This is a genomic window from Enhygromyxa salina, from assembly GCF_000737335.2.
GTDB classification, from domain to species: Bacteria; Myxococcota_A; Polyangia; order Nannocystales; family Nannocystaceae; genus Plesiocystis; species Plesiocystis salina_C.
Genome location: NZ_JMCC02000027.1, coordinates 55810 through 78386 on the forward strand (window position 1 = coordinate 55810; position 22577 = coordinate 78386).

Consider the following 22577-nt stretch of genomic DNA (forward strand, 5'->3'; position numbering starts at 1 on the left):
GCGGGCGGCTCGGCCAGAAACGGGCGGACGGGCTGCGCGGGCCCGCAGACGGGGGATCTGGGCCGGGGCAGACGGCGGGGCGAAGTCCCGTTGTCACCGGGGTCAGGCCGCCGCCCATGCGAGTCTATGGTTCGCCCGTGCTCCTGCGAGTCCCGCATCCCTGGCCGCTGTTGCCCGGCCGCCTCGTCGCTCGCTACAAGCGCTTCATCGCCGAGATCGACCTGGAGTCGGGCGAGCGGATCCGGGCCCACTGCGTCAACCCGGGTCGGATGGAAGGCCAGGTCCGGCCCGGCGCGCGGGCCTGGGTCTCGCCCGTGCCGGCCGCGAGCAAGCGCAAGCTTCGCTACACTTGGGAGCTCGTCGAAGAGGACGGCCGGATCGTCGGTGCCAACACCGTCGCGCCCAACCGGGTCGTCGCGGATCTGCTCGCCGCTCGCGTGCTGCCGGGGTTGAAGCGCTTTGGCCAGCTGCGCAGCGAGGTCGCCTACGCCGAGCGCTCGCGCGTGGACTTCTTGCTCGACGGCGCGACGCCCCACTACGTCGAGGTCAAGAATTGCCATCTGCGCTACCCCGACGCCCGCGGCTACTTTCCCGACTCGGTCAGCGCCCGCGCGACCCACCATCTTCACGCGCTGCGCGAGGTCGTTGAAGCGGGCGCCAAGGCGACGGTGCTGTTCACGATCCAGCGTCCGGACGTCGAGGCGATCCGACCGTCGATCTTGCACGATCCCGCGTTCGCCGAGGCGGCCCGAGAGGCCGGCGCAGCGGGGGTTCGGTTTCGGGCTGTCACGATCCAGGCCACGCTGGATTCGCTCGACGTGATGCGCGAGATCCCCGTCGAGCTTGCGGCCTATGACACGGCACCGCACGCGCGCTGGCAGGCCAAGAAGCTGCCCTGGTCGGGCTGGCGGAACGACGGTCCATGACCTCCGTGTGTGACTCCCCAGCGAGGGGCGCCTCGTCAAAGATCGCGGCGTGGGTCAGGTACCAGCGCAGGGAAACGCGCGACCGCGTCGCCAGAGTCGGGATTGTAGGGGCCGATGAGCTCGGCTCGCGGGCGCCGAGCAGAGTTTGCGATGGCGGTTCAGCTCATGGCGCGTGGCATTATTGCGGGTCGAGGCTCAGTTTTCGCTGAATTGGAGTCAGAGCCGCTTGTCGGTGTTCGCGGAGCTGCGCACCCGCTTGGACATGCGCGGTGATGGGCCCCGAAGCGGCTCACCACGGCAAGTTCTGCTTTCTTGCGTCATGTCCGTAGTACCGCAACCATGCTAGCTTCAGCTCCCAAAAGGCTCTCATGAACGTCAGCGCCGCCATCATCGACCAACGGGTCACCGCACTCATGGAGGAACTTCGTGACCGCGCGAAGGAGGAGCTGAACATCAGCGGCGACGAAACAAAATTGAAGTCGCTCGCCTTCGTGTTCTTGTGCGTTCGCACGTTGCTGGATCTCGACACCGATGACGCGTTTGACTGTCTCGTCGAAGGCGGCAACGACTTCGGGGTTGACGCCATCCACATCACCGACGAGCGCGACGGGGAGTTCCTCGTCACTTTGGTCCAAGCCAAATACTCCAAGTCGCTCGAGGGGGCGTCGGGCTTCCCGGCGACCGGTCTAGAGAAGCTGGCCCAAGCAGTTCGCTATCTGTTTGATCCAAACACGACCCTCAACACCATCAACGAACGCCTGCATGTGCGCGTTGAAGAGGTGCGCAGCTTGATTCGGGATGGGATCATCCCACAAGTTCGAGTCATCGCCTGCAACAACGGTAAGCGCTGGGAGTCCAATGGCGCCGAGGTCATCCGTGTGGCCAATTTAGGCGACCAAGTCACGTGGGAGTACGTCAACCACGAAGACATCGTCAAGATTCTGAAATCCACGAAGCCGGTCAATGATCGGTTGCAGCTGACGGGCAAGGCGCTCGTCGAAAACATGAATTTCAGCCGCGTGCTGGTGGGCCGTGTCTCGGTCGAAGAAGTCTACGCGCTCATCGATCGCAATGGTGACCGATTGCTGGAGCGCAATATCCGGCGGTACCTTGGGTTGCGCGGTAATCGGGTCAACGAGGCGATTCAGGGCACATTGTCCCGCGAGCCTTCAAACTTCTACTTCTACAATAATGGCATCACGCTGACCTGCGACAAGTTCTCCCACAATGCTCTGCAAAGTGGCGACTTCCAAATCCAGGTGGAGAACCTGCAAATTATCAATGGTGGGCAGACGTGCATGACCATTCACCGGACGTTGAAAAACTCGAGTGCCAAGGGTGAGCGCTCGGCGCCGGCGTCGGTCTTGCTCCGACTCTATGAGCTTCCCAGTGACAACGAGGATCTGGTTCAGCGGATCACCTACGCGACCAACAGTCAAAACCCCGTCGACCTGCGTGACCTACGGGCCAACGACGAACGCCAGCAGCGGCTCGAGCTCGACATCGAGCAACTGGGCTACACCTATCGACGAAAGCGCGCGGATCACTCTACGCGGCCGACGGACATCACCTCGGGTGCGGCGGCGCAGGCCGTGCTCGCGGTTTGGCGCAAGCGCCCACACCAGGCCAAGTTCTTCAGCCGGGAGCACTTTGGCAAGCTCTACGACATCACATTTAGCGAAGACCTCTCCGGGGCACAGGTGATCGTCGCTGTGCTCCTCTATCGAATCGCCGAGAATCGCCGCCGGCGTCCACGGGCGAGCGACCCCAACTTCGTTCGCTATGCCTCGGCGTTCATCGCCATGCAGATGGGCCGGCGGTTGTTGGTCACGCTCGGCAACCCGGCAACGCTCGGTCACCGCGATTTTACCCGTGCGCAGGCAGAGATTGACGCGAATGGTGAGGCGTACTTCGAGGCAGCGTCGCGCGACGTCGCTCAGGCGCTGAAGGATCTATACGGCGACCGAGAGATCTCGTTGCAGCAGCTCTCGGCGACCTTCCGACGTGGAGACTTGATTGATCGGCTTCAGGCGATCCATGTCTCGCCGCGGCTCTAGGCCCGAATCGAGCGCTGCGCGCTCGACTCGGGCCTACTATGTCTTCAAGGGGGCTTTCAAAAGCCCCCTCGCTTCGGCGGCGGAGCCCCCTTCGCTCACCCCAAACGCTCGCCTGTCGCTCGTACTTCTACCCACTGCGGATGCGCCAGCCTTCATCGGGTCTCCGCCACCACTGGCGTGAAGGTCCACTCATGGGTCTCGAGGCTGTCGATGTCCTGCTCGAGCATGCCGGGCTCGCTGCCCTCGATGCTGGTCCGCAGGATCAACTTGGCCCACGCGGGCAGCATGGTCCGGGGATCCAGGCTGACTTCGTATTGCCTGATATGAAGAAAGTTCAGCTCGGCGCCAACTTCACGCATGACCTGCTGCAACTTGCTGCGCTTGTCGGGCTCGACCTCACCGACGAGGTCGGTGATGACGCCGTCCAATGACCCCCAATAGCGCGGGTCATCGAGGATCGTCTTGTGGCGCAGCCGAACATGCCCGGGGCGCGCGGGGTCGACACCGAGGTGCTCGATCCCGACGTGCTGGAGCAGTGTCTCGCCACCGAACTCGAATTCGACGTCGCCTTCGCGAACTTCGCCGGGCTCGAGATCCAGGCCCAGCCAAGTCTGAACCCACGTCACCCAAGGCCGCGCGGCGGACTGCTCGACCCATGCGCGCGCGCGTGGGTTGGCGAGCAGCTCGCGGATCTCGGCGCCCTCCTTGGCGCCCAGCAGCGCCTCGTTCACTTCCGGGATGACGTCGATGTCGAGCAGGCCTTGGAACTCACCCTCGGCGCTGACGAGGAAGCCCAGCTGAGTCGCGCCGATCTGCCGCTCGATCTCGGTGATCTCGGTGATCTCGGCGCGGACCTTGGGGTCGTCGAGGTTGAGGCCCGAGAATGACGTGAAGTGAAAGTCGCGGTAGGCGATCGCCAGGTCGTCGCCGCGCTTGGTGATCTCGAGGGTGTAGGTGCTGGTGACGTCGCGCTCGACCTTTGTCTTGTGGACCTTCTCGACCACGGCCAGGCGACGGGGCGTCCAACCAAAGTGGAGCTCGAGCGGGCCGCTGAGATCCACAGGCGGCTCCAGCTCGGCGGCAGCGACCTCCTGTGGGGCGGGCGCGGGTTTGCGCTCGCAGGTGCAGGCGAGCAGCGTGACAGCGAGCAGGGCGAGGCGGGGCATGTTCACTCGCGGCGGGGCGCGCCATCGGAGCGAGCTAGGCTATGGGCAGAGCAGGGGTCTGGTCTAGTACACACCCACCGACCCGAGCGAGCGGTTTGCGTGGTGGACCAGCGCGATCTCGGCCAGCGCATCCCGACCCAGGGCCCGGTACGCACCCACCATCAGCTCCAAGCCAACTTCGCGATAATCGTCAGCGTCGAACCAATGCAGCTCGCGGCCCAGCACCAGCGCGAACGCGGGCTTGCCCGCCGCGAGCTCGGCGCGGGCCCGCTTGATCCAGCCCTGAACCTCGAACCCGCGCGCCTGGTAGGCGGCAGCGCGCTGGCGCGAGTCAACGTGGCGACCGCGGGCGTCGCCGTCGCTGGGCCGCAGCGCGGGGCCCATGTCACCCAGGATCTGCGGGCGCCGAACGCCGGCCCAGATCGACTTGGGATCCGCCTCGCGGAGGCGGGCGTCGGGCTCGACGAAGGCCTCGACCGCGGCCGCGAGCGCGGACAGGTTGGCCTGCCGGGGCTCGTTGACGTTGCGCATCAGCTCGTCGATCTGCTTGCGCAGCAACAAGATCATGCTGGGCTGGCGCTGGTCCCAGGTCTCGGCGGAGTCGCGCGCGTAGTTGGCGACGATCGTAGAGGGCGGCTGCGAGGGATCGTCGTACCAGAGCCCGTAGTGCAGCCCGTCGCTCTCGCCCCAGGCGATCGTCACGAACTCGGGCGGGTCGCAGCGAAATCGACAGTCGAGCCGCGGGTCGAGTCCGTCGCAGGGCTTTCGCTCGAGCCCGCCGTCTTCGAACCACATCATGATGCCGCCGGGCCGGCGACCAATGAACGACAGCCCGCGACGCTCGAAGCTGTTGAGGCTGCGGACCAGCGCGGCCCAGCTGATCAGGTGGCGCGGCGCGATCAGGCCAAACACGTCCTTCAGCTTGGCCGCGACCGCGTCAAACCGATCCGTGCAGATGCGGAGCGCGGCGCTGCGACGCTGCTCGGCATCGGGGCCGCCCAGCATCTGCACGACGCCCGGCTGATCGAGCGCGAGCGTTGGCAGGTCCAGGGCGATCTCGAGTCCAAGCTCGAGGCTCCTGTGCAGGCCGATCGTGACCAAGCGACCGACGGCCTCGAGCGCGATCTCGAGGGCTTGCGCGACGGTTGTGTCGTCGTTGCCAAGCACGAGGTCCGCCGACGGCCCGCGGTAGGTCTCTGCGTCAACCAACGACATCGAGGCGACCCAACCAAGACCCGCGACCTTGCAGGGTGGATCCCAGCAGAGCAGCTTGCAGTCTTCGGCCTCGAGGTTGAAGGCTTCGCGCAGCGCCTCGAGCTGTTCGTCGTCCGACTCGTTCATTCGGTTCGGTTGCTCTCTTGGACCCCGGCTACTCAAAACCCCGCGAGCATTGTGCACTTTGCCATGCACGGTTCTTTGATCGCCCACCGCCATTGTGCACGTTGCGACGCACGGCTGCCGCGCACCCGGTCGCTCGCGTCGCTCCCTCGATGGGCTGGTTCATCTGTGCGCAACGGTATGTGGGTCGCCTCGAAGAGAGCTCGCAACTCGGTGGGCATCCCGCTCACCTTGTACGCGTGGCGCATCGAGAGGGGCGCGGTGGAATCGCAAGTAGGTTCTCATAGCCTCGCACGATGTGCTGGGGTCGTGTTGCTGCAATTTCGCGACGGCGCGGTCTGAGCGCTTTGCGAATGCGTACCATTGCGCACAGAGGAACCGGCCCACGGGACGGTCCCGACGTGTTCGAATCAGCCGTGGGGCAAGATGCCCCTTGTTCGAGCCAATGATGTGACGACGAGTTGTTTCAGCTCGGGCGAGGGCTTCTCGCCCGCTTGCTGACACCTTCGTAGACTGGTTCACCGTGGGCAGCGATCGCGTGGGGCGAAGGTGCCCGTGAAAGCTCAGAGCATCGCCAGGAAGTCGGCCTCAGTGATGATTTGCAGGCTGGTTCCGGCTTCTATCAATTGCTCTGCTTTCTTTTGTTTGCTGGACTTCGCACCCTTGCCAGCGCCAATGACCAGGTAGTCCAGGGTCTTATTAACTGCCGATCCTGTTATGCCACCGTGTGCCACCACCATCTCTTGGGCTTGCTTTCGCGTGAAGCCCTCGAGCGTGCCGGTGAACAGAAAGCTCTTACCATTGAGCACACCCTCGGGAGGCGCGGCGCTCGCGTCGTCCTCGGACTTGTCGGGCAAGTCAACGACGGTCACGTGGGCGAGCAGGGCGTCGATCAGCTCGCTGCGGGTCTCGAGGCCGCTGAGGATCGCGTCGGCGATCGCGTCCTTGATGCCCTTGACGGCGAGCAGCGCGTCGCGGTCGACACCGCGGACGCCAGCGAGGGTGCGAAATTCTTCCGCGAGCAACAGCGCGTTTTGCTTGCCCAGGTGATCGATACCCAGCGCCTGCAAAAATACCGACAGCTCGATGCGCTTGTGGGCTTCAACCTGATCAACGAGGTTCTGCGCGCTGCGCCGACCGAGCCGGTCGAGGCCCTCGAGGTCGTCGGTCGTGAGCGTGTAGAAGTCCGCGGGGCTCGACAGCAGGCCGGCGTCGACGGCCTGGGTCACGACCTTGGGGCCGAAGCCCTGGATGTCGACGACCTTGGCGAAGTGTTGCAGCTCGCCGAGCCGGGCCGACACGCACTGATCCGGCTTCGAGCAGAACAGAAACTCGCCGTCGCGCTTCTTGCGACGCTCGGCCTCACTCCCGCAGGCGGGGCAGCGCTTGGGCACGTCGAATTTCTTGGCGCCGGGACCGGGCGTGATCATGCGCTCGACGTGGGGGATCACCCCGCCCCGACGGGTGACCTCGATCGTGGCGCCCTCGGTCAGGTCGAGCTCTTCGAAGCGGTTGAGGTTGTGCAAGCCCGCGCGACCGATCATCGCGCCCGACAGCTCGATCGGCGTGAACAGACCGACCGGCGTGATCGTGCCGGTTCGGCTGACCGACCACAGCACCTCTTGCAAGGTGGTCGTTCCCGTGTCGCCCTGGAACTTGTAGGCGATCGACCAGCGCGGGTGGTGGCCGGTCTCGCCGAGCCGCGCTTGCTCGCCGACGTCGGCGGCCCGGTAGACCACGCCGTCGATCTCGTAGTCGATCGTGGCCCGGCGGGCCGACCACGACTCGAAGCTTGGCTGCAGCTGATCACGCGGGACGAACTCGCACTCTTCGACGCTGAACCCCAGCCGCTCGAGCAGCTGGAATTTCTCGCGCTCGTGGCTGAGGCCGTGGTTGAGCAGATCGTAGGCGTAGAAGCTGAGCGTGTAGGCGCCGGTCCGGCCCCGCTCTTTGTGCTTGATCGCGCCAGCGGTGAGGTTGCGCGGGTTGGAGTACTGATCTTTGTAGCGCTGGAACACGGACAGGCGCATGAACAGCTCGCCGCGGACCTCGACCCCGAGCGAGTTCCCGCCGAGCCCCGCGAGCGCCTGCTTGTCGAGCTGCTTGGGGATGTCGGCGACCTCGAGCGCGTTGATCGTGATGTCCTCGCCCTCGCTGCCGTTGCCGCGCGTGGCCGCGAGGAACAGCTCCCCGGTGTCGGTGTAGCGCAGCGAGCAGGCGACCCCGTCCATCTTCGGCATGGCGAGGATGTCACCCTCGAATTTGTTGGCCCACGCGACCAGCTCTTCAACGCTGTAGCCCTTGTCGAGCGAGAGCATGTTGCGGGTGTGGCGGACCGGCGCGCCAAGCCGCTGCGCGGGCGGGATGTCGCGGGTCGCGTCGGCCTCGATCACCGGGCCGGCCGGCGTGGTCTCGCCAAGCTCGCTCAGCACCGGGTTGTCGGGCTGGACCCGGCGCAGGGACTCGACCAGGCGATCGTAGAGCGGGTCCGAGATCGACGGCGCGTTGTTGTCCCAGTACTCGCGGTTGGTCCGGCGGATCAGGGCCTCGAGCGTGGCCGCGTCAAAGCTTGCCAGCCCCGCAGCGATCGCGGCTTCGTCCATGGACTCGATTTCGTTGGGGTTCGCAGCGCTCGCCATTGCGCAACCTCGATACCAACGAAGCGGCTTCGCGAGCCAGCGAATTCCGCGGTCTGCGTGGTCCCAGGTAGATCACGCAAAAACGCCCGAATTCGGCTGAATTCGGGCGTTTCCCGGGACATTCAAGCCCGCGTCAGCGCCCGCGCTTTTTCTTGTCGTAGGCCTTGAGGAACGCCTCGGCGTCCTCGACTTCGGCGGACTTCTCGACGTCCTTTTTCATGTTGTCGAGGTTGACGTCGACCTTGGTGAAGCGCGCCAGCATCTGGAACAGCGCGGTCCGGGTGTGCATCGCGGGCGGGCGGGCGTCGTCGCCCTCGACGCCGCGGTTGATGCCCTTGGGGATCCGATCGAGCACGCACTCGACCGCGACGGTCACCAGCTTGTCCTCGTTGGTCTCTGTTGACTTGAGCCCGGCGAGCAGCGGCTGGGCGTCGGCGAAGTCGTTGATCGCCCCGTCGAGCGCCATGCGGGACGCGCAGTAGGCGTAGTCGGCGTCGTTCTCGTCCGGGACTTGGCCGCCCTCGAAGTCGCCGCCGGCCGCGGACAAGGTTGCGAAGTCCGAGAACACCTGGCGGTAGATCAGCGAGCGCAGGTACGCCTCACGCAGGGCGTCGCCGCGCAGCTTCTTGTCGAACACGAAGGTGATCTCTTGGTAGCCGCCGCCAAGATCCTCGCGGTGGATCCCAAACCCAAGCTCGTCCTCTGGCTTGACCTTGATGCCCTCGGGGATCAGCGACGAGCCTTGCATCGCCCAGCGCGCGTGGGTGTCGCCGCGGAACTCCTCTTGCTCGCGCAGCTTGTCCAAGTTGTTGAACATCTTGAACAGCGTGTCATCGCCGTTGATGGTCTTGGCCCAGCTGGCGAACTCGGGGTCGTGCGCGGCCTCCCAGGTGATCGGCTCGGGCTCCTTCATCTCGAAGGTCTTGCGCAGGTTGCGAAGCACCGGCTTGAACGGCTGGTCGTAGGCGACGACCCGGCGCGCGTACATCTTGACGCCCATCCAGCTGTCCCAGATCTCGTCTTTGCGGGCCAGGTAGTCGTCCTTGAGCTCCGTCGCCGCCGTCTTCAGCTCACCGTCGAGCGCGCCGATCGCCGCGTCGGCGCCCTCGGACGAGAAGAAGTCGAGCAGGCGCAGATCGCCGTAGACCACGCGGATCAGGTCGCGCTCTTCGGGGCTGAAGGCGTACTTGATCTTGTTGAGCTGCTCTGGAAAGTACAGCTCTGCGTCGTTGCGAACCGCGAACGCGTCGGCTTCGGCGACGCCACGAATGATCGCCTTGGCCTGCTCGCCCTTGCTGGTGCCCGAGCGGATGTTGACGATTGCGAGCACGCCGGGGTTGGTGATCGCGAAGTCTTGACCCTCGGCCACCGCGTCGTCCGCCTCTTGCACCGCCGGCAGCGAGTCTGCCGCGTAGAGCAGCGAGAGCACCGGCTCGAGCGCGTCGCGGGTTGGGTGCGGCGGGATCTTCGGCACGTCGTCCGCGGTCTTGCCGTCGGGGTCGGGCGTCATGCTGTCGAACGCCATCTGCTGGCGCATGCGATCTTCACGGCTGGTACAAGCGACGGCGGTCAACACCGTCATCGTGAGCGCGATCGAGCTAATTCGTTGCATTCGTGACTCGTCTTGGGCGGGCCAGATCCCGCGATCGGGTAGCTTGGACGCGTTCACCCTAGGCGGACGCTGGGCGCGCTGTCAAACCACAAGTTCCTGCGATAACACGGGTTTTGGAGCGCCAAGCACGGGCTGACGCCGCCTCCAGCCGGAGCCTGCGCAACCTGACCCAACTCGCTCTACGCGTGCGAATGCGGCCGGTCTACACCGTTTGGGGGAGTTGACCGCGACCGAACAGCGGACCATGCTTGCCCAGCAACTCGTACGTGCACGGAAGGGTTGCCGCCCGAAAGAGAACAAGATGTCAGAGACTCAAACGCAGAGCACCCCCGAGGCCACCTCGCCCAGCCCGGATGTGATGGAGATGGATCCCATGGCCGGCGGTCTGACCATGACCACCGTCGCCGCGGAGAAGGTCGCCGAGATCCGCAAGGCCGAAGACATCGAAGACAGCTACTCGCTGCGCGTGAAGGTGATCGGCGGCGGCTGTGCCGGGTTCCAGTACGACCTGTTCTTCGACGAGTCCGCCGAGGGCGACAACGAGTTCGAGGTCCATGGCGTGAAGCTGGTGTGTGATCAGATGAGCTTCATGTACCTGATGGGCACCGAGATCGACTACGTCGAGGGGCTGCAGGGGGCCGGCTTCAAGTTTGGCAACCCCAACACGACCGGCAGCTGCGGCTGCGGCAGCAGCTTTTCCGTGTAGTTTAGACCCCCACAGGCGGCTTCGCACTTCGGGGTCACTCGCTTCGCTCGCTCCCTTTGGGGAGTTTGTTCGCGGGGGTATGTGTGGCCCCCTCGAAGGGGGCTCTTCCTCGCGATGTTGACGGTTGGGGGGGAGAGCGGGGGCCGTGCGGGTTTGCGCTTCCTTCCACCTCCTGGGATGGGCTCTAGATGGCCTGGGAGTGGGTTCTCGCACTCGCTGGGCTCGACGAGAAACATGCTGACTGACTTGGGTTTGCGCCTCGAGGGCGTTCATGCGGAGCTGGCTGATCCCGGGCGGCTTCGCTTTGCGGCGGTCATCGGGTTGTTGGTCGATCGTGTCGAGGTCGGCGAGGAGCCGGCCCTGCTGCTGATCGAGCGGTCGAGCACGCTCCGGCAGCACCCGGGGCAGATCGCGTTTCCGGGCGGGAAGGTCGAGCCGGGGGATCGTGACCTGCTCGACACGGCGCTGCGCGAGGCTTCGGAAGAAGTTGGGCTTCCGCGCGAGCAGGTGTCGGTGCTCGGTCGGTTGACGCCGGTGCCAACGCCTACGGGCTACATGATCGTGCCCTTCGTGGGTCGCGTGGAGGGGGAGTGGCAACCGCGGCGGGAGAGCGGGGAGGTCGAGCGGATCCTCATGCCGTCGCTGCGCACGCTGATGGACCCTGCGATCCACCAGCTCACCGGCAGCGTGGAGTGGGAAGGGCAGCACTATGACCTGCACCAATTCAACATCGCGGACCCACCGCTGTGGGGGGCGACGGCGCGGATGGTGTGGGATCTGATCGAGCGAATCCGCGGCTGAGCCCAGACTCACTTCGAATCTGGAGGTGTAGTCTGGGGCGCATTTTTTTTGGGCTAGATGTCGTTGAGCCTATGATTCGTGACGAGCGCAGACCGCTCGGCTAGAGTGCCGCCGCAACCAAGGCCCTGGAGACTTGTACACCGATGACACTACGAATGACTGAATCTGCGTTGCTCTCGTTGCCGCTCGCGTTGGCCATGTGCCTGTCCGCGTGCGGCGACAGCTCGGCCGACGCTGGCGATGGCGAGACCGCGGGGAGCGAGACGGCTACGGACACCAGCACCGGTGACGGTGACGGGGATCCCAGCACGGGCGACGGCGACGGCGACCCTGCCGGCGACGGTGACGCTGACACCAGCTGTCCGGTTGGCTCGGAAGGCTGCCCGTGCACGGGCGGTGGCGCGTGTGACCCCGGGCTGATGTGCGATGGCGGAGAGTGCGTGCCTGCGTCGGGTGACGGCGACGGCGACACGGGTGACGGCGACGGCGACGGAGACGGCGACACGGGTGACGGCGACGGCGACGGCGACACGGGCGGCAGCGCCTGCAACGGCGACGAGTTCATTGCGATCGAGGCGATCGACGCCGACGAGATCGTGGGCTGGAACGAGACCATGAGCCAGCTCGGCGAAGGGCTGATCCTGGCCTACGACAACCAATCGCCCAACGCCTATGTCCAGTTCAATCTGGACATCCCCTGCGATGACGACTGGCACATCTGGGTGCGCGGCATCAACAACCAGGGCGCGGACTCTTACTTCGCGCTGGTCGACGGCGAGCCCATGCCCGTGCCGATCTTCGAGCTCGACTGCACCAATGGACCGCAAGCCCCCGAGTATCAATGGGGCGAGCTGAACTGGCGCGACCAAATGGCGCCTAACTGCGAGTACGTTGAAGACCCGTGGGTCCAGACCTGGGAAGCTGGTGCCCACGTCTTCACGCTTGGGTACCACCCGCAAGAAGCCTACGCGCTCTCGCGGATCTGGCTGACCAACACGGATCAGACCCCGCCCTGATCATCGGCGTTCTCGGGCTGGACCGGTGCATCCATGTGGACGCACCGGTCTTTTTTCATGTGCGTCGCTTGCACCGCCGCAAAGTCGAGAGTTCTGGTCGCATCTGCGATACTCGTGAGCATGTCGTTGCTCCGCTCGACCCAGACCTTGCCATTGTCCTGCCTGTGCTTTTGCGCGCTCCTGCTGGGCGCCTGCGCGGACCCGCCCGCGGGCGAGGAGGCCGGGACCGAGACCAACGGGACCGAGACCAACGGCTCGACCACAGACGCACCGACGGGCACCGAGACCGAGGGCGCAGCCTGCATGCTGCCGGAGAACGACACCCCGACGGCGTCCACCGCCACGATCACGATCCGCAACGACAGCGCCGAGGTCGCCTACCTCCTGCCCAAGTCCGAGTTTGGCTGCAACTACGGCAAATATCAGATCGACATCGAAGGCCAGAACGTCTTTCACGATCACCCAGGCGCCTACCCGTTCGCGTGCGACGCCAACCTGTGTGACTACGGCTGCTCGGATGGCGGGGACATGGGCTTGGTCATCAACCCAGGCGCGAGCACCGAGCTGACCTGGAACGGCGCGGTCTGGCAGCGCGAGACGCTGAGCGACGCATGCATCACCGAGCTGGATTGCGTCAATGCGGCGACGGAGTGCGACGTCCGCAAGATCTACGAGAGCGTTGACTATACCGTGCGGATCCAGCTGTCCGAGACGTGTCCTGGTGTGGAAGACGAGTGCGTCGCGTGCGACAGCGACGTGTGTGAGCTGTTCGTGTATGAGCCTTCGGGGTTCCCGACGTGGAAGTCCTTCGAGGCAAGCGGGACCTTTCCCGAAGGCGTGGAGATTGTGATCAACTAGCGGACGAGGTCAGGTGCGCGGTCTTCGAGGGGACCCGGCCGCCGCGTTCGTGTGCTACCTTTGGGTTCCGCAGCTTTGGTCCGCCGCGCGCGTGTCAGGTGTCAACCTCACGCAGGCCGCCCGGTGAGGTCCTTGCAGCTCGGAGCCCACGCCGTACACGGCGGGAGAGGAGCACCCATTTATTCCATGTCACTGTCCTGGTCGAGTCGCGCCATGTTCCCCCTGGTCCGCCGCGCGGGATGGCTGGCGCTGGCGGGCCTGGCCGGATCGATCCTGACCACGGCCACAGCCAGCCGCCTGTTGGTGACCGAAGAGGCGCTGGTCGAGGTCGCCGCGCGTCCATCCACCACGGCCCCCGTCGAGCGCGCGCCAGCCCAGCCGGGTGAGCCAGCCCAGCCGGGTGAGCCGGCTGCGGTGCCGAGCGAGCGCGCGCCAAGCCATGGGGACCTCGTGAAGCACAACGTGTTTTGTCCCACGTGCAGGCCGGCTCCTGCGCTAGATCCTGCCGCCCCAGTCCAGGTCGCGCTCGCCCCGACCGAGCTCCCCCTGGTCTTGCTCGCAACGATGGAGTCGGAGGACCCGCTCGACTCCATGGCATCAATCGCCGACAGCGAGCGCAGGTCCACGGGGGTATTTGGCGTCAACGAGCAGCCTCGAGCCGGCGTCGTGATCGCCGAGATTCGGCGCGGTCGCGTGCTCCTGCGTACGCACCAGGGCCTGCGGACGCTCGATCTTCCCAACCCCGATCAGCCCAAGTCCAAGTCCAAGCCCAAATCAAAGCCCAAGCCCGAGAAGCGCGGCTCGAGGGAGATCCCCGGCGCCCGCGAGGCAATTAGCTGCAACGGCCACGACTGCACCGTCGATCGGAAGTTCGTTGAAAAGCTGCTGGCCAACCCCGCGCAGCTGACCCGGCAGGCCAAGCTGGTCCCAGCTGTGAAGGACGGTGACATCCGCGGGTTTCGCCTCTCCCGACTCCGACGCGGCACGCTCTTGCGCTTGCTCGGCCTCCACAATGGCGACACCTTGCTCGCGGTCAACGGCGTCAAGCTCGACTCGATGGACCGGGCGATCGGGCTCTACTCCAAGCTACGCCGCGCGTCGAACCTGGACGTGACCGTCGAGCGCAAGGGCAAGGTCTTTGACACTCACATCGCGATCCGCTGACGCGATCCGCCAAAGCTGTTCGACTCACGCCTTGTCGGGGTCGAGGCCCAGGCCTTCGGCGGAGACACAGCGGACGAAGCCCTCGTAGCTTCGCCCGCCAACGATCCCGCCCCTGCGGCTCTCGGCGTCGCGCTCTGACAACACCATGTAGTCACCCTCGCAGGCCTTTGAAGCCTCTCGCCGCCACAGGGACTTCAGCGTCGCGCTCGAGGTCAGCGGACCGCCCTCTGCCAACACGTAGACGGAGCCGTCCTCCATCGGCGCAGCGAGGGCCTGGGGACCCTGGGTCGCCGCCATCAGGGGTATCGCCGCGAGCGGCGACGCGCATGCGGCCGAGCCGAGGAGGGCCAGAGTGATGCAGAGCTGCGCGCGCATGGGCGACGGTGCCACGAGTTGCTGGTGGTACGAAAAAACTGACGCAGGTGGAGGACCCGGGGACCGGAACAGTCTTGTGGCAGCATGAAGGTCATGCGTGACCCCGTGGGGCTCGACGCCCGAGCCACGGTTCTGCTCCTGGTTGCGCTTGGGTTGGGGTGTGGCCCACGGCCGCCGCGGGCGTTGGGCGTTGGCGAGGCGTTGGGCCCCCAGCACTCGCGTCAACTCGCGCTTCGAGCCGGCGCGGCGTGGTGCTGGGGGAACAACGAAGCTGGGCAGCTCGGGACGGCCGGGCCCCCGTGGTCGCTCGAGGCGTTGCTGGTGGAGTCCGATTGGTCGCTCGCAGGTGAGCCCACAAACGAGTGACTCTGTCACCCAACCCGTTCGGCTACGTTCGTCTGCGGCTCGACCCTGCTAGCCTCCGCGAAGTGCCACCCACCCCCACCGCTCCCGCGACGCTCGACGACGAGACGCTCGCGGTGCTCGCCGCCCACGCCGAGCCGCTCGGGCTGCTCCAACTCGGCGCGGTCCGCCTGGATCACCCCGGCTTCGCCCCCGCGCGCGCGAGCTTGGCCGACTACCTCGAGCGCGGCGCCGAGGGTGAGATGGCGTTCATGTCGCGGAGCGAGTCGGTGCGCATGGATCCGAGCGAGATGCTCCCCGGCGCCAAGTCAGCCCTGGTCGCCGTGGTCCCCTACGCCGGCGAGCCGGGCCCCGTCGCTCGCTACGCACAGTGGAGCGACTACCACACGGAGCTTCACCGTCGGCTCGAGCGCCTGAGCGAACACCTGCACGCGCGCGTGCCCGGGATCGAGACCCTGATCTGCGTCGACACCAAGCCGGTGCTCGAGCGCGCCGTCGCGGTCTTGGCTGGGCTCGGGTTCCTTGGCAAGAACGGCTGCCTGATCGTGCCGGGGTTGGGCAGCTACGTGTTGATCGCCGTGCTGCTCACGACCGCGCGGTGGACAGGCACGGATCGCAGCCCAACCTATGCCCGCGATCAAACCCGCGCGCCGTGGGACGCGTGCGGCAGCTGTCGGCTGTGCCTGGAGCACTGCCCAACCGATGCGTTTGACTCGCCGGGCAAGCTCGATCCACGCCGCTGCATCTCGTACCTCACGATCGAACACCGCGGCCCGATCCCCGATCCGCTAGCCAGCCAAATGGGCCAGCGCATCGCCGGCTGCGACGTGTGCCAAGAGGTCTGCCCCTACAACCGCTCGAGCACCCGTGAGGATCGAGTGCCCGCGTCCGCGTGGCTCGAGCCCCCGCCTGGCCACGCGCGCGTGCCCGATCTGGCTCGGCTCGCGAACGTCGGCAACAACCAGCATCGACAGTTCGTGAAGCAGACTGCGCTCAATCGGATCCCCCGCGCGGCGCTGCGGCGCAACGCGATCTTGGCCCTCGGCAATGGCCAAGGCCCCGCGAGCCAGGATGAACGCGAGGCGCTGCGACTGGCCATGACTGACCCCTCGCCCGAGCTGGCCGCGCTGGCTCGCTGGGCATCCGCGCGTCGACAGGTCGAGTTGGTAGAGTAATTGTGCACACGCAGTGCACTGCCATATGTGTGGTCTAACCCAACTCTATTTCCATACACACCAGTATTGGCGCCCCAAAGCTAGCTTTGGCTTGAATCATATTTGTGGCGGCTATAAAAGAACTCAGTGTCACGTCGAATTGCGCCTTTGGGAACCCTGGTCGTGCTCGTGGGCGCGACGGCGTTGAGCGCCTGCTACTCGGGCATCGACCCCGACGATTGGTACCTCGACGACGGCTTTGGTGACACGCTTGGCGAGACTGACGGCGGCGAGGGCGCCGACAGCGGGCAGGGGGACGGGGACGGGGATCCGAACCCAACGACTGGCGACGGCGACGGAGATCCGAACCCGACGACCGGCGACCCGACGACTGGCGATCCCAGCACAGGCGACGGCGATGGCGATGGCGACCCGACGACCGGCGATCCCACAACCGGCGATGGCGACGGCGACGGCGACGGCGACGGCGATGGCGACGGCGATGGCGACCCGACGACGGGTGACCCAACCACGGGCGACGGCGACGGCGACGGCGACGGCGATGGCGATCCGCTGCCCAACAACCCCTACTGCAACCCGGTCTCCGATTGGATGCAGTCGTGGGTCGACAAGGAGCTCGAGGTCATCGAGCTCGTCAACGCCGCCCGGGCGCAGGGCGGCAATTGTGGCAGCGAAGGCAACTTTGCACCCTCGGGGCCGCTGACCTGGCAAGCCGCGCTGACCTGCGCCGCGCGAGTCCACTCAAAGGACATGGCGGACAACAATTATTTCTCGCACACCAACCAGCAGGGCAACGGCCCCGGGTGGCGCCTGGACCAGGCCGGCTACAACGGCGGCGCTTGGGGCGAGAACATCGCGGCTGGCTACCCGGATCCGGCCAACGTGGTGCAGGGCTGGCTCGACTCGGATGGGCACTGCGCGAACATGCTCAACGGCAACTTCACGCTGATCGGTGTTGGGTACGCGTCGGGCAACGGCCAGTACGGCAGCTACTGGACCCAGACCTTCGGGAAATAGGCCCGGGTCAGCCGTGCTCGCGGATCACGTCGAGCAAGCCCTCGCCGTAGCGCTCCGCCTTGGTCGGACCGATCCCGTGGGCCTGCTGCAGCTGCGCGAGGTCGCGGGGCCGCAGCAGCGCGACCTCGCGCAAGGTTCGGTCGCTGGCGACGACATAAGGCGGCACGTCTTCGGCCTTCGAGACCTCCAGCCGATGGGCGCGGAGCCGCTCGAACAGCGCCTGCGCGGCCTTGTCGAGCTCGGTCCCGTCGCTGGCAGGGCGACGCTCGCGGGGCTTGGTGCGGCGATCGGGCAGGTCGGTTGGCGGCAGCACGATCCGAGCGGGCCGCGTGGCCATCATGACTTCGCGGCCGGCCTCTGTCAGGACCGCGAGCGGGCGATCACCGGGGGTGTACTCGACCCAACCAGCGGCGACGCAGCGGTGCATGAGCTTCTTGACCCAGTGCTCGGGGAACTCCGAGAGCGCGCCAAAGGTCTTCACGCGATCGAGCCCGCCCCGCTGCAGGCGCGCGTCGTCGACCCCGGCGAGCAGCTTGACGGCCGCGGTCAGCCCGAACCTCTGGTGGATCCGCGCGACCCCAGACAGGGCCTTGCGCACGATCAAGGTGGTCTGCTCGTCGTCGAACTCGGCCTCGTCGTCGTCGCCGAGCGCCTCGCACACGTCACAGTGCCCGCAGCCTTCCAACAGCTCGTCCTCGTCGCCGAAGTAGCGCAGGATCGCGTCGTGGCGGCAGGTGCCGCTCTCGGCCCAGCGGATCAGCTCGAGGAACATGCCCCACTTGTGCTCGACGATGTCGGGATCCGGGGGGCGGCCGTCGATGTCGTACTCGAGCAAGCGGCGGCGCAGCGGGAGATCCTGGGCCGAGTAGATCATCAGGCCAAACGCCGGCTCGCCGTCACGACCGGCGCGACCGACCTCTTGGTAATAGGCCTCGATCGAGCCGGGTGGGGCCCAGTGGACGACAGCCCGCACATCGCTGCGATCAATGCCCATCCCAAACGCGTTGGTTGCGACCACGACCTGCAGCTCACCGCTGGAGAACGCTTGCTGCACGCGCTCGCGCAGGTTGCCGTCGAGCCCGGCGTGGTAGGCCCCGCACTGCCAGCCCTTGCTCTGCAGCCGCTCACACTCTTGCTCGGTGATCTTGCGGGTGGGGGCATAAATGATCGCGGCGCCCGGGCTGCTGCTGTCTGGCTTACCGAGCGCTTGTTGCAGCAGCGCGTCGAGCTGCTCGCGGCGATCGCTGGGGCGCCCGGCTTCGATCGCGCGCAGGCGCAGGTTGGGCCGCGCGAAGCCACGGACGATCTGCGGGGTGTTGGCGCCAAGGTGAAGCTTGGCCAGGATCTCGTCGCGGACGATCGGCGTGGCCGTGGCGGTGCACGCCAACACCTTGGTGTCGCCGGGTAGCGAGCGGATGAACTCGCCGATCTGCATGTACTCGGGGCGAAAGTCGTGACCCCACTCCGAGATGCAGTGGGCCTCGTCAACGGCGACCAGCGGGACGCGGATGCGCGCCAACAGCCCGCGAAAGCCCCCAAACATGAGGCGCTCGGGCGCGACGTAGACCAACTTGTAGGCCCCCGCCGCGATGTCGCGCATGCGCTGGCGCAGCTCGCTGCTGTCCAAGGTGGAGGCCAAGAAAGTCGCCGGGATCCCGCACGCCTGCATGCTGGACACCTGATCGTGCATGAGGGCGATCAGCGGGGAGATCACCAAGGTGGTGCCGGGCAGCAGGGCGGCGGGCAGCTGGTAGGTCAGGCTCTTGCCGCCGCCGGTTGGGGCGACCAAGAGCAGCCGCGTGGACTCGAGGAGGGTCTGCACGGCCTCGCGCTGGCCGGGGCGGAATTGCTCGTGGCCGAAGATCTGCAGGCCCGCGTCGAGATCCAGCGCGCCGCCCTCGAGCAGGGGCACCAGGGGATCCGCGCACTGGGGGGCGCGCGCAGTGGGGTCTGGACCCGGGTCGTCTGCGTCCTCGAACACCTCGTCGAAGTCGTCGAGCGGGACCTGATCCATCCATGCAGGCGGTTCGAGGTCGGAGCGTGGATCAGCCATCGAAGTCCGGTATCGGCCACCGCGAGGGGGAGTTGCAAGCCGCGGCAAAAAAACTAGCGATCGTTGTCGAGCGCGGCCCGCCGACCGCGGCCGGAACGCAGGGATACCGGCACGCTACCAGTGAGTGAGCGCTCGCGGCCGTGCACGCCACCTCGTCTAAGATCCCCCGATGCGACGCCTGCTCCCCATGAGTCTGACCCTGCTGTTCGCGTGCAAGCCCGGCGATGGTGACGCCGCGAAGGACGGGGCTGACGGGGTTGCGGCCCGCGACGCGAAGCCCGAAGGCGACACCAAGCCCGCGGGCGACGCCAAGCCGGAGGGAGACGCCAAGCCGGAGGGCGACGCGAAGCCCCAAGCCCAGCCCGCGAAGCCCAAGCCCGACGAGGCCCGCGACCTTCGCCGCAAGCTGCTGACGTTGCTCAACGAGGGCCGCGCGCTGACCAAGCAAGAGAAGTACGAGCCGGCGATGGCCAAGTACCGCGAGGCGCTGGCGATCGACGCCAGCGATGTGGCGGTGCTCGGCGAGCTGGGCTGGGCGGCCTACCGGTCTGGGGATCTGGAGCTGGCCCACCGCACCACCGTTGGCGCGCTCAAGTTCGTCCGCGAGGACAAGCAGCGCGGGATGCTGCTCTACAACCTTGGCCGGATCGAAGAAGACCGCAACAACGCTGCGGGCGCGATCGTGCACTACCGCGACTCGCTCGCGGCCCGGCCCGGCAACGCGACCGTGCAAGCCAGGCTCGACGCGCTGGTGGCCGCCAGCGCGACCGCCCAGCCGGCGGCGCTCGCAGACGACGAGTACCGCCCGCTCGAGACTCTGGCGGCTCAGCTCCCGGATCTCGCTGCGGCTTGCAAGGTGGTGGTCGAGGCTCGCTGCGAGGACTACACGATGGAAGAAGGCGAGCCGTGCAGCTGCGAGCCCACGTTGATCGCCGCGCCCGGTGCCGATCAGAGCTGGGGGCTGCTCAGCATTCACAGCGAAGGCATGCCCTCTCAAGCCGCGTGGTTCCCGGTCGTGCAGACCGACAAGGGCTGGACGGCGTTCGCCGAGGTGCTCTACGAGTACAACCCCGGGGCGTTTGGCGTGTTCGAGGACGTGGTGATCGGCGCGTCGACGATCGAGCCGCTGCTGGCCAAGGGCTCGCAGCTGGTCATGCACGTTGGTAAGGACCGCATGGATCGGGACATGGGTCTCAACGAGATCGAGATGGAAAACTACCGGGCGACCGTCGTGTGTGCACGCGACGAGAACCGGGCCTACTGCACACGGGCGCTGGTCGAGACCTACAGCTATCGGCGCGAGATCGAGTTTCCCGAAGAGGAAGCCAGCGGCGAGTTCGAGGACATCGACCACGAGGGCGTGCCAACCAGCAGCGTGTTGGAGGCCGCGTTCGAGCTTGTCGAGGGCGCGCTGGTGATCAAGTGGACGAGCGTCGAGGGCGGCTACGACCGCACGGGGCCGCACGTGGTCGTGCCTGGCTGGGTGCTGGCGGCCGGCCGCTACCCGCTCGAGAAGTTGCTCGGGCTGTAGAGCAGCGCGATCGTGAGCGTCGCTTGTCCGCTGCACCGTCGGTGGTATCCATTGTCCATGCGCTGCGAATCTGCGGTCGTGGTGTTGGCGATGGATCCGCTCGGGGGGGTGGTGTTCATCAATGCGATGTTCATCGGCGCCGGCAGCCAGCCATGACGTGGTCGTGGCGCAAGGTCGAGCGTGCAGCCGCGCGCTCGCTGGGCGTGGCGCTCACGCTTGCAGGCATCGCATGCTCCGCCCGCGAACCGGTGGGCGATGAGCATGGAATGACCGGTGACATGAGCAGCTCCGCGTCCGACGGGGATGGGGATGGAGACGGGGACGGAGACGGAGACGGAGACACGGGCCCGCTGCCCAACATCAACGTGCTGGTGACCCGCGATCTCGTCGAGGACTCGGTGTGGACGACGACCGCGTCATTTGGGCCCCAGCACTGCGCCGTCGAAGAGGGCTGCGTCGCTCAGCCTGGCGAGCGTCGGCTGCTGCGCTTTTCCACCTACACGCCCAACCTGGGGACGGCAGACTTCATTGTGGGCAGCCCCACCCTGACGCCCGCGCGCTTCGAGTGGGACGCCTGTCACGAGCACTGGCACTTCTTGGACTACGCTGGCTACCGCCTGCTCGACGCGCGGGGCGAGGTCGTGGCCAGCGGTCACAAGATGTCGTTCTCGCTGATCGACCTCGCGCCGTGGCTCGCGGACGCCGAGCCGGGCAAGTACCCGCTAGATGACGGGACCCAGGGGATCAGCGTGGGCTGGGCCGACGCGTACGTGAGCCAGCTCGACTGCCAGTGGGTCGACATCACGGGGATCCCGGCGGGCGACTACCAGCTCGAGATCACCGTGAACCCGCAAGCTGCGATCCAAGAGAGCGACCACGCCGACAACACGCTGTTGATCCCGATCTCGCTGACGGATGTCGACACCGGACCGCCCGGACCGCCCGATGACTGGAGTTGTCCGCTGCCCGCGTATGGAGCCAACGACGTGTGTGATTGTGGCTGCGGGGCCTTCGATCCCGACTGCGCCAACCCGACCGCTGACGCATGTGAGATGTGCAACCAGCCGGGCTCGTGCGCCGAGGATGAGGCCGACTGCAGCTCGATCGCGGCAAATGACAACTCGACCTGCGGGTGACGGGGTGGCGAGCCGCGGCAGATCTGATCGGCTAGGATGGCGCCATGCAAACCCGATTGACCTCACTCTCGACCTTGTCGTTGGCGCTGTGCCTGGCCCTCATCGGTTGTGGCGACGACGTGCCCACAGGCGAAACCTCGACCGAGTCGAGCGCCAGCGGGGATGGGGATGGTGATGGGGACACCGGCGATGGGGACACCGGCGATGGGGACACCGGCGATGGGGACACCGGCGACGGAGACGGCGATCCCGGGGACGGGGACGGGGACGGGGATGGAGACGGGGACGGGGATGGGGACACCGGCGACGGAGACGGCGACGGGGATGGAGACGGTGATGGGGATGGGGACGGGGACGGGGACGGAGACGGAGACGGGTGCTTCCCGCTCACCGACGATCCATCGGAGATCGGCAACGACTGCAGCTTCAACATGTGCGGTCCCGGTTACACCTGCAAAGGCTTCAACGGCTTCGTGTTCACCGAGTCATGCCAGATCCTCTGCACCGAGAGCTGCGAGTGCCCCGACGGCTACAGCTGCGTGCCGATCCAAGACAAGGGCGACCAGTGGATGGAGTGCCACAACTAGTATTAGCGAGGCTCGCGCCTCAGACCGACGAGGCGAGTAGGTCGCGTCGGCCGCCGG

General features: G+C 66.5%; 19 protein-coding genes. 13 read left to right on the forward strand and 6 right to left on the reverse strand.

What is annotated here, in order from left to right:
• Positions 1–137 precede the first annotated feature (137 nt).
• Entirely contained in the window at positions 138–926 is a 789-nt protein-coding gene (gene sfsA, locus DB30_RS11695; protein ID WP_052548491.1) for a DNA/RNA nuclease SfsA, read from the forward strand.
• Between the two features lie 368 nt (positions 927–1294).
• Positions 1295–2983 (forward strand): AIPR family protein, encoded by a 1689-nt coding sequence (locus DB30_RS11700; protein ID WP_052548492.1) that lies wholly within the window; start codon positions 1295–1297, stop codon positions 2981–2983.
• 152 nt (positions 2984–3135) lie between these two features.
• On the opposite strand, the gene DB30_RS11705 is transcribed toward DB30_RS11700, so the two are convergent.
• From DB30_RS11705 to DB30_RS11720, 4 genes are all read right to left on the reverse strand, one after another.
• Positions 3136–4149 carry a hypothetical protein gene (locus DB30_RS11705; RefSeq protein ID WP_052548493.1) on the reverse strand — a complete coding sequence of 338 codons (1014 nt, stop codon included), beginning with the start codon at positions 4147–4149 and terminating at the stop codon, positions 3136–3138.
• A 63-nt stretch (positions 4150–4212) separates the two neighbouring features.
• Complete coding sequence (locus DB30_RS11710; protein WP_052548494.1) at positions 4213–5490, reverse strand: ADP-ribosylation family protein; 1278 nt, start codon at positions 5488–5490, stop codon at positions 4213–4215.
• 560 nt (positions 5491–6050) lie between these two features.
• Positions 6051–8126 carry an NAD-dependent DNA ligase LigA gene (gene ligA / locus DB30_RS11715; protein ID WP_052548495.1) on the reverse strand — a complete coding sequence of 692 codons (2076 nt, stop codon included), beginning with the start codon at positions 8124–8126 and terminating at the stop codon, positions 6051–6053.
• A 133-nt stretch (positions 8127–8259) separates the two neighbouring features.
• Entirely contained in the window at positions 8260–9738 is a 1479-nt protein-coding gene (locus tag DB30_RS11720; RefSeq protein WP_146658554.1) for a hypothetical protein, read from the reverse strand.
• Between the two features lie 301 nt (positions 9739–10039).
• On the opposite strand from DB30_RS11720, the gene erpA reads away from it, so the two are divergent.
• The 5 genes from erpA (at position 10040) to gspC (ending at position 14283) form a co-directional block, all read left to right on the forward strand.
• Entirely contained in the window at positions 10040–10444 is a 405-nt protein-coding gene (gene erpA, locus DB30_RS11725; RefSeq protein ID WP_146658555.1) for an iron-sulfur cluster insertion protein ErpA, read from the forward strand.
• Positions 10445–10678: 234 nt separating this feature from the next.
• Positions 10679–11245 carry an NUDIX hydrolase gene (locus DB30_RS11730; RefSeq protein WP_052548497.1) on the forward strand — a complete coding sequence of 189 codons (567 nt, stop codon included), beginning with the start codon at positions 10679–10681 and terminating at the stop codon, positions 11243–11245.
• Between the two features lie 155 nt (positions 11246–11400).
• A complete protein-coding gene (locus DB30_RS11735) occupies positions 11401–12261 on the forward strand; it encodes a hypothetical protein (RefSeq protein WP_153258294.1) in 861 nt (286 codons plus the stop codon).
• A gap of 120 nt (positions 12262–12381) precedes the next feature.
• Positions 12382–13119 carry a hypothetical protein gene (locus tag DB30_RS11740; protein ID WP_052548499.1) on the forward strand — a complete coding sequence of 246 codons (738 nt, stop codon included), beginning with the start codon at positions 12382–12384 and terminating at the stop codon, positions 13117–13119.
• Between the two features lie 213 nt (positions 13120–13332).
• Positions 13333–14283: a type II secretion system protein GspC gene (gene gspC, locus DB30_RS11745; protein WP_052548500.1), complete on the forward strand. Its 951-nt coding sequence runs from the start codon at positions 13333–13335 to the stop codon at positions 14281–14283.
• A 24-nt stretch (positions 14284–14307) separates the two neighbouring features.
• Here gspC and DB30_RS11750 read toward each other — a convergent pair whose 3' ends face one another.
• The gene (locus DB30_RS11750) at positions 14308–14673 is read right to left on the reverse strand and encodes a hypothetical protein (RefSeq protein WP_146658559.1); all 366 of its coding nucleotides are present in this window, start codon (positions 14671–14673) and stop codon (positions 14308–14310) included.
• Between the two features lie 78 nt (positions 14674–14751).
• Here DB30_RS11750 and DB30_RS11755 point away from each other — a divergent pair, with 78 nt between their 5' ends.
• From DB30_RS11755 to DB30_RS42230, 3 genes are all read left to right on the forward strand, one after another.
• A complete protein-coding gene (locus tag DB30_RS11755; RefSeq protein WP_146658560.1) occupies positions 14752–15024 on the forward strand; it encodes an RCC1 domain-containing protein in 273 nt (90 codons plus the stop codon).
• Between the two features lie 62 nt (positions 15025–15086).
• Positions 15087–16196, forward strand: coding sequence for a tRNA epoxyqueuosine(34) reductase QueG (gene queG, locus DB30_RS11760; protein WP_052548503.1), 1110 nt, complete (start codon positions 15087–15089; stop codon positions 16194–16196).
• A 126-nt stretch (positions 16197–16322) separates the two neighbouring features.
• Entirely contained in the window at positions 16323–17213 is an 891-nt protein-coding gene (locus DB30_RS42230) for a CAP domain-containing protein (protein ID WP_240480216.1), read from the forward strand.
• 7 nt (positions 17214–17220) lie between these two features.
• On the opposite strand, the gene DB30_RS11775 is transcribed toward DB30_RS42230, so the two are convergent.
• Positions 17221–19266: a RecQ family ATP-dependent DNA helicase gene (locus DB30_RS11775; RefSeq protein WP_052548504.1), complete on the reverse strand. Its 2046-nt coding sequence runs from the start codon at positions 19264–19266 to the stop codon at positions 17221–17223.
• A gap of 169 nt (positions 19267–19435) precedes the next feature.
• Between DB30_RS11775 and DB30_RS11780 the strand changes: the two genes are divergently transcribed.
• The 3 genes from DB30_RS11780 (at position 19436) to DB30_RS41355 (ending at position 22520) form a co-directional block, all read left to right on the forward strand.
• Positions 19436–20797, forward strand: coding sequence for a tetratricopeptide repeat protein (locus tag DB30_RS11780; protein WP_052548505.1), 1362 nt, complete (start codon positions 19436–19438; stop codon positions 20795–20797).
• A 278-nt stretch (positions 20798–21075) separates the two neighbouring features.
• A complete protein-coding gene (locus tag DB30_RS11785; protein ID WP_165703721.1) occupies positions 21076–21933 on the forward strand; it encodes a lysyl oxidase family protein in 858 nt (285 codons plus the stop codon).
• Positions 21934–21977: 44 nt separating this feature from the next.
• Positions 21978–22520, forward strand: a complete 543-nt coding sequence (locus DB30_RS41355) for a hypothetical protein (RefSeq protein WP_052548507.1) — start codon at positions 21978–21980, stop codon at positions 22518–22520.
• Positions 22521–22577: the final 57 nt, after the last annotated feature.

Coding starts and splice junctions, on each gene's coding strand:
- DB30_RS11700 (WP_052548492.1), top strand. CDS start 1,295: ATGAACGTCAGCGCCGCCATCATCGACCAACGGGTCACCGCACTCATG.
- DB30_RS11705 (WP_052548493.1), bottom strand. CDS start 4,149: ATGCCCCGCCTCGCCCTGCTCGCTGTCACGCTGCTCGCCTGCACCTGC.
- DB30_RS11710 (WP_052548494.1), bottom strand. CDS start 5,490: ATGAACGAGTCGGACGACGAACAGCTCGAGGCGCTGCGCGAAGCCTTC.
- ligA (WP_052548495.1), bottom strand. CDS start 8,126: ATGGCGAGCGCTGCGAACCCCAACGAAATCGAGTCCATGGACGAAGCC.
- DB30_RS11720 (WP_146658554.1), bottom strand. CDS start 9,738: ATGCAACGAATTAGCTCGATCGCGCTCACGATGACGGTGTTGACCGCC.
- erpA (WP_146658555.1), top strand. CDS start 10,040: ATGTCAGAGACTCAAACGCAGAGCACCCCCGAGGCCACCTCGCCCAGC.
- DB30_RS11730 (WP_052548497.1), top strand. CDS start 10,679: ATGCTGACTGACTTGGGTTTGCGCCTCGAGGGCGTTCATGCGGAGCTG.
- DB30_RS11735 (WP_153258294.1), top strand. CDS start 11,401: ATGACTGAATCTGCGTTGCTCTCGTTGCCGCTCGCGTTGGCCATGTGC.
- DB30_RS11740 (WP_052548499.1), top strand. CDS start 12,382: ATGTCGTTGCTCCGCTCGACCCAGACCTTGCCATTGTCCTGCCTGTGC.
- gspC (WP_052548500.1), top strand. CDS start 13,333: ATGTTCCCCCTGGTCCGCCGCGCGGGATGGCTGGCGCTGGCGGGCCTG.
- DB30_RS11755 (WP_146658560.1), top strand. CDS start 14,752: ATGCGTGACCCCGTGGGGCTCGACGCCCGAGCCACGGTTCTGCTCCTG.
- DB30_RS11775 (WP_052548504.1), bottom strand. CDS start 19,266: ATGGCTGATCCACGCTCCGACCTCGAACCGCCTGCATGGATGGATCAG.
- DB30_RS11780 (WP_052548505.1), top strand. CDS start 19,436: ATGCGACGCCTGCTCCCCATGAGTCTGACCCTGCTGTTCGCGTGCAAG.
- DB30_RS11785 (WP_165703721.1), top strand. CDS start 21,076: ATGAGCAGCTCCGCGTCCGACGGGGATGGGGATGGAGACGGGGACGGA.
- DB30_RS41355 (WP_052548507.1), top strand. CDS start 21,978: ATGCAAACCCGATTGACCTCACTCTCGACCTTGTCGTTGGCGCTGTGC.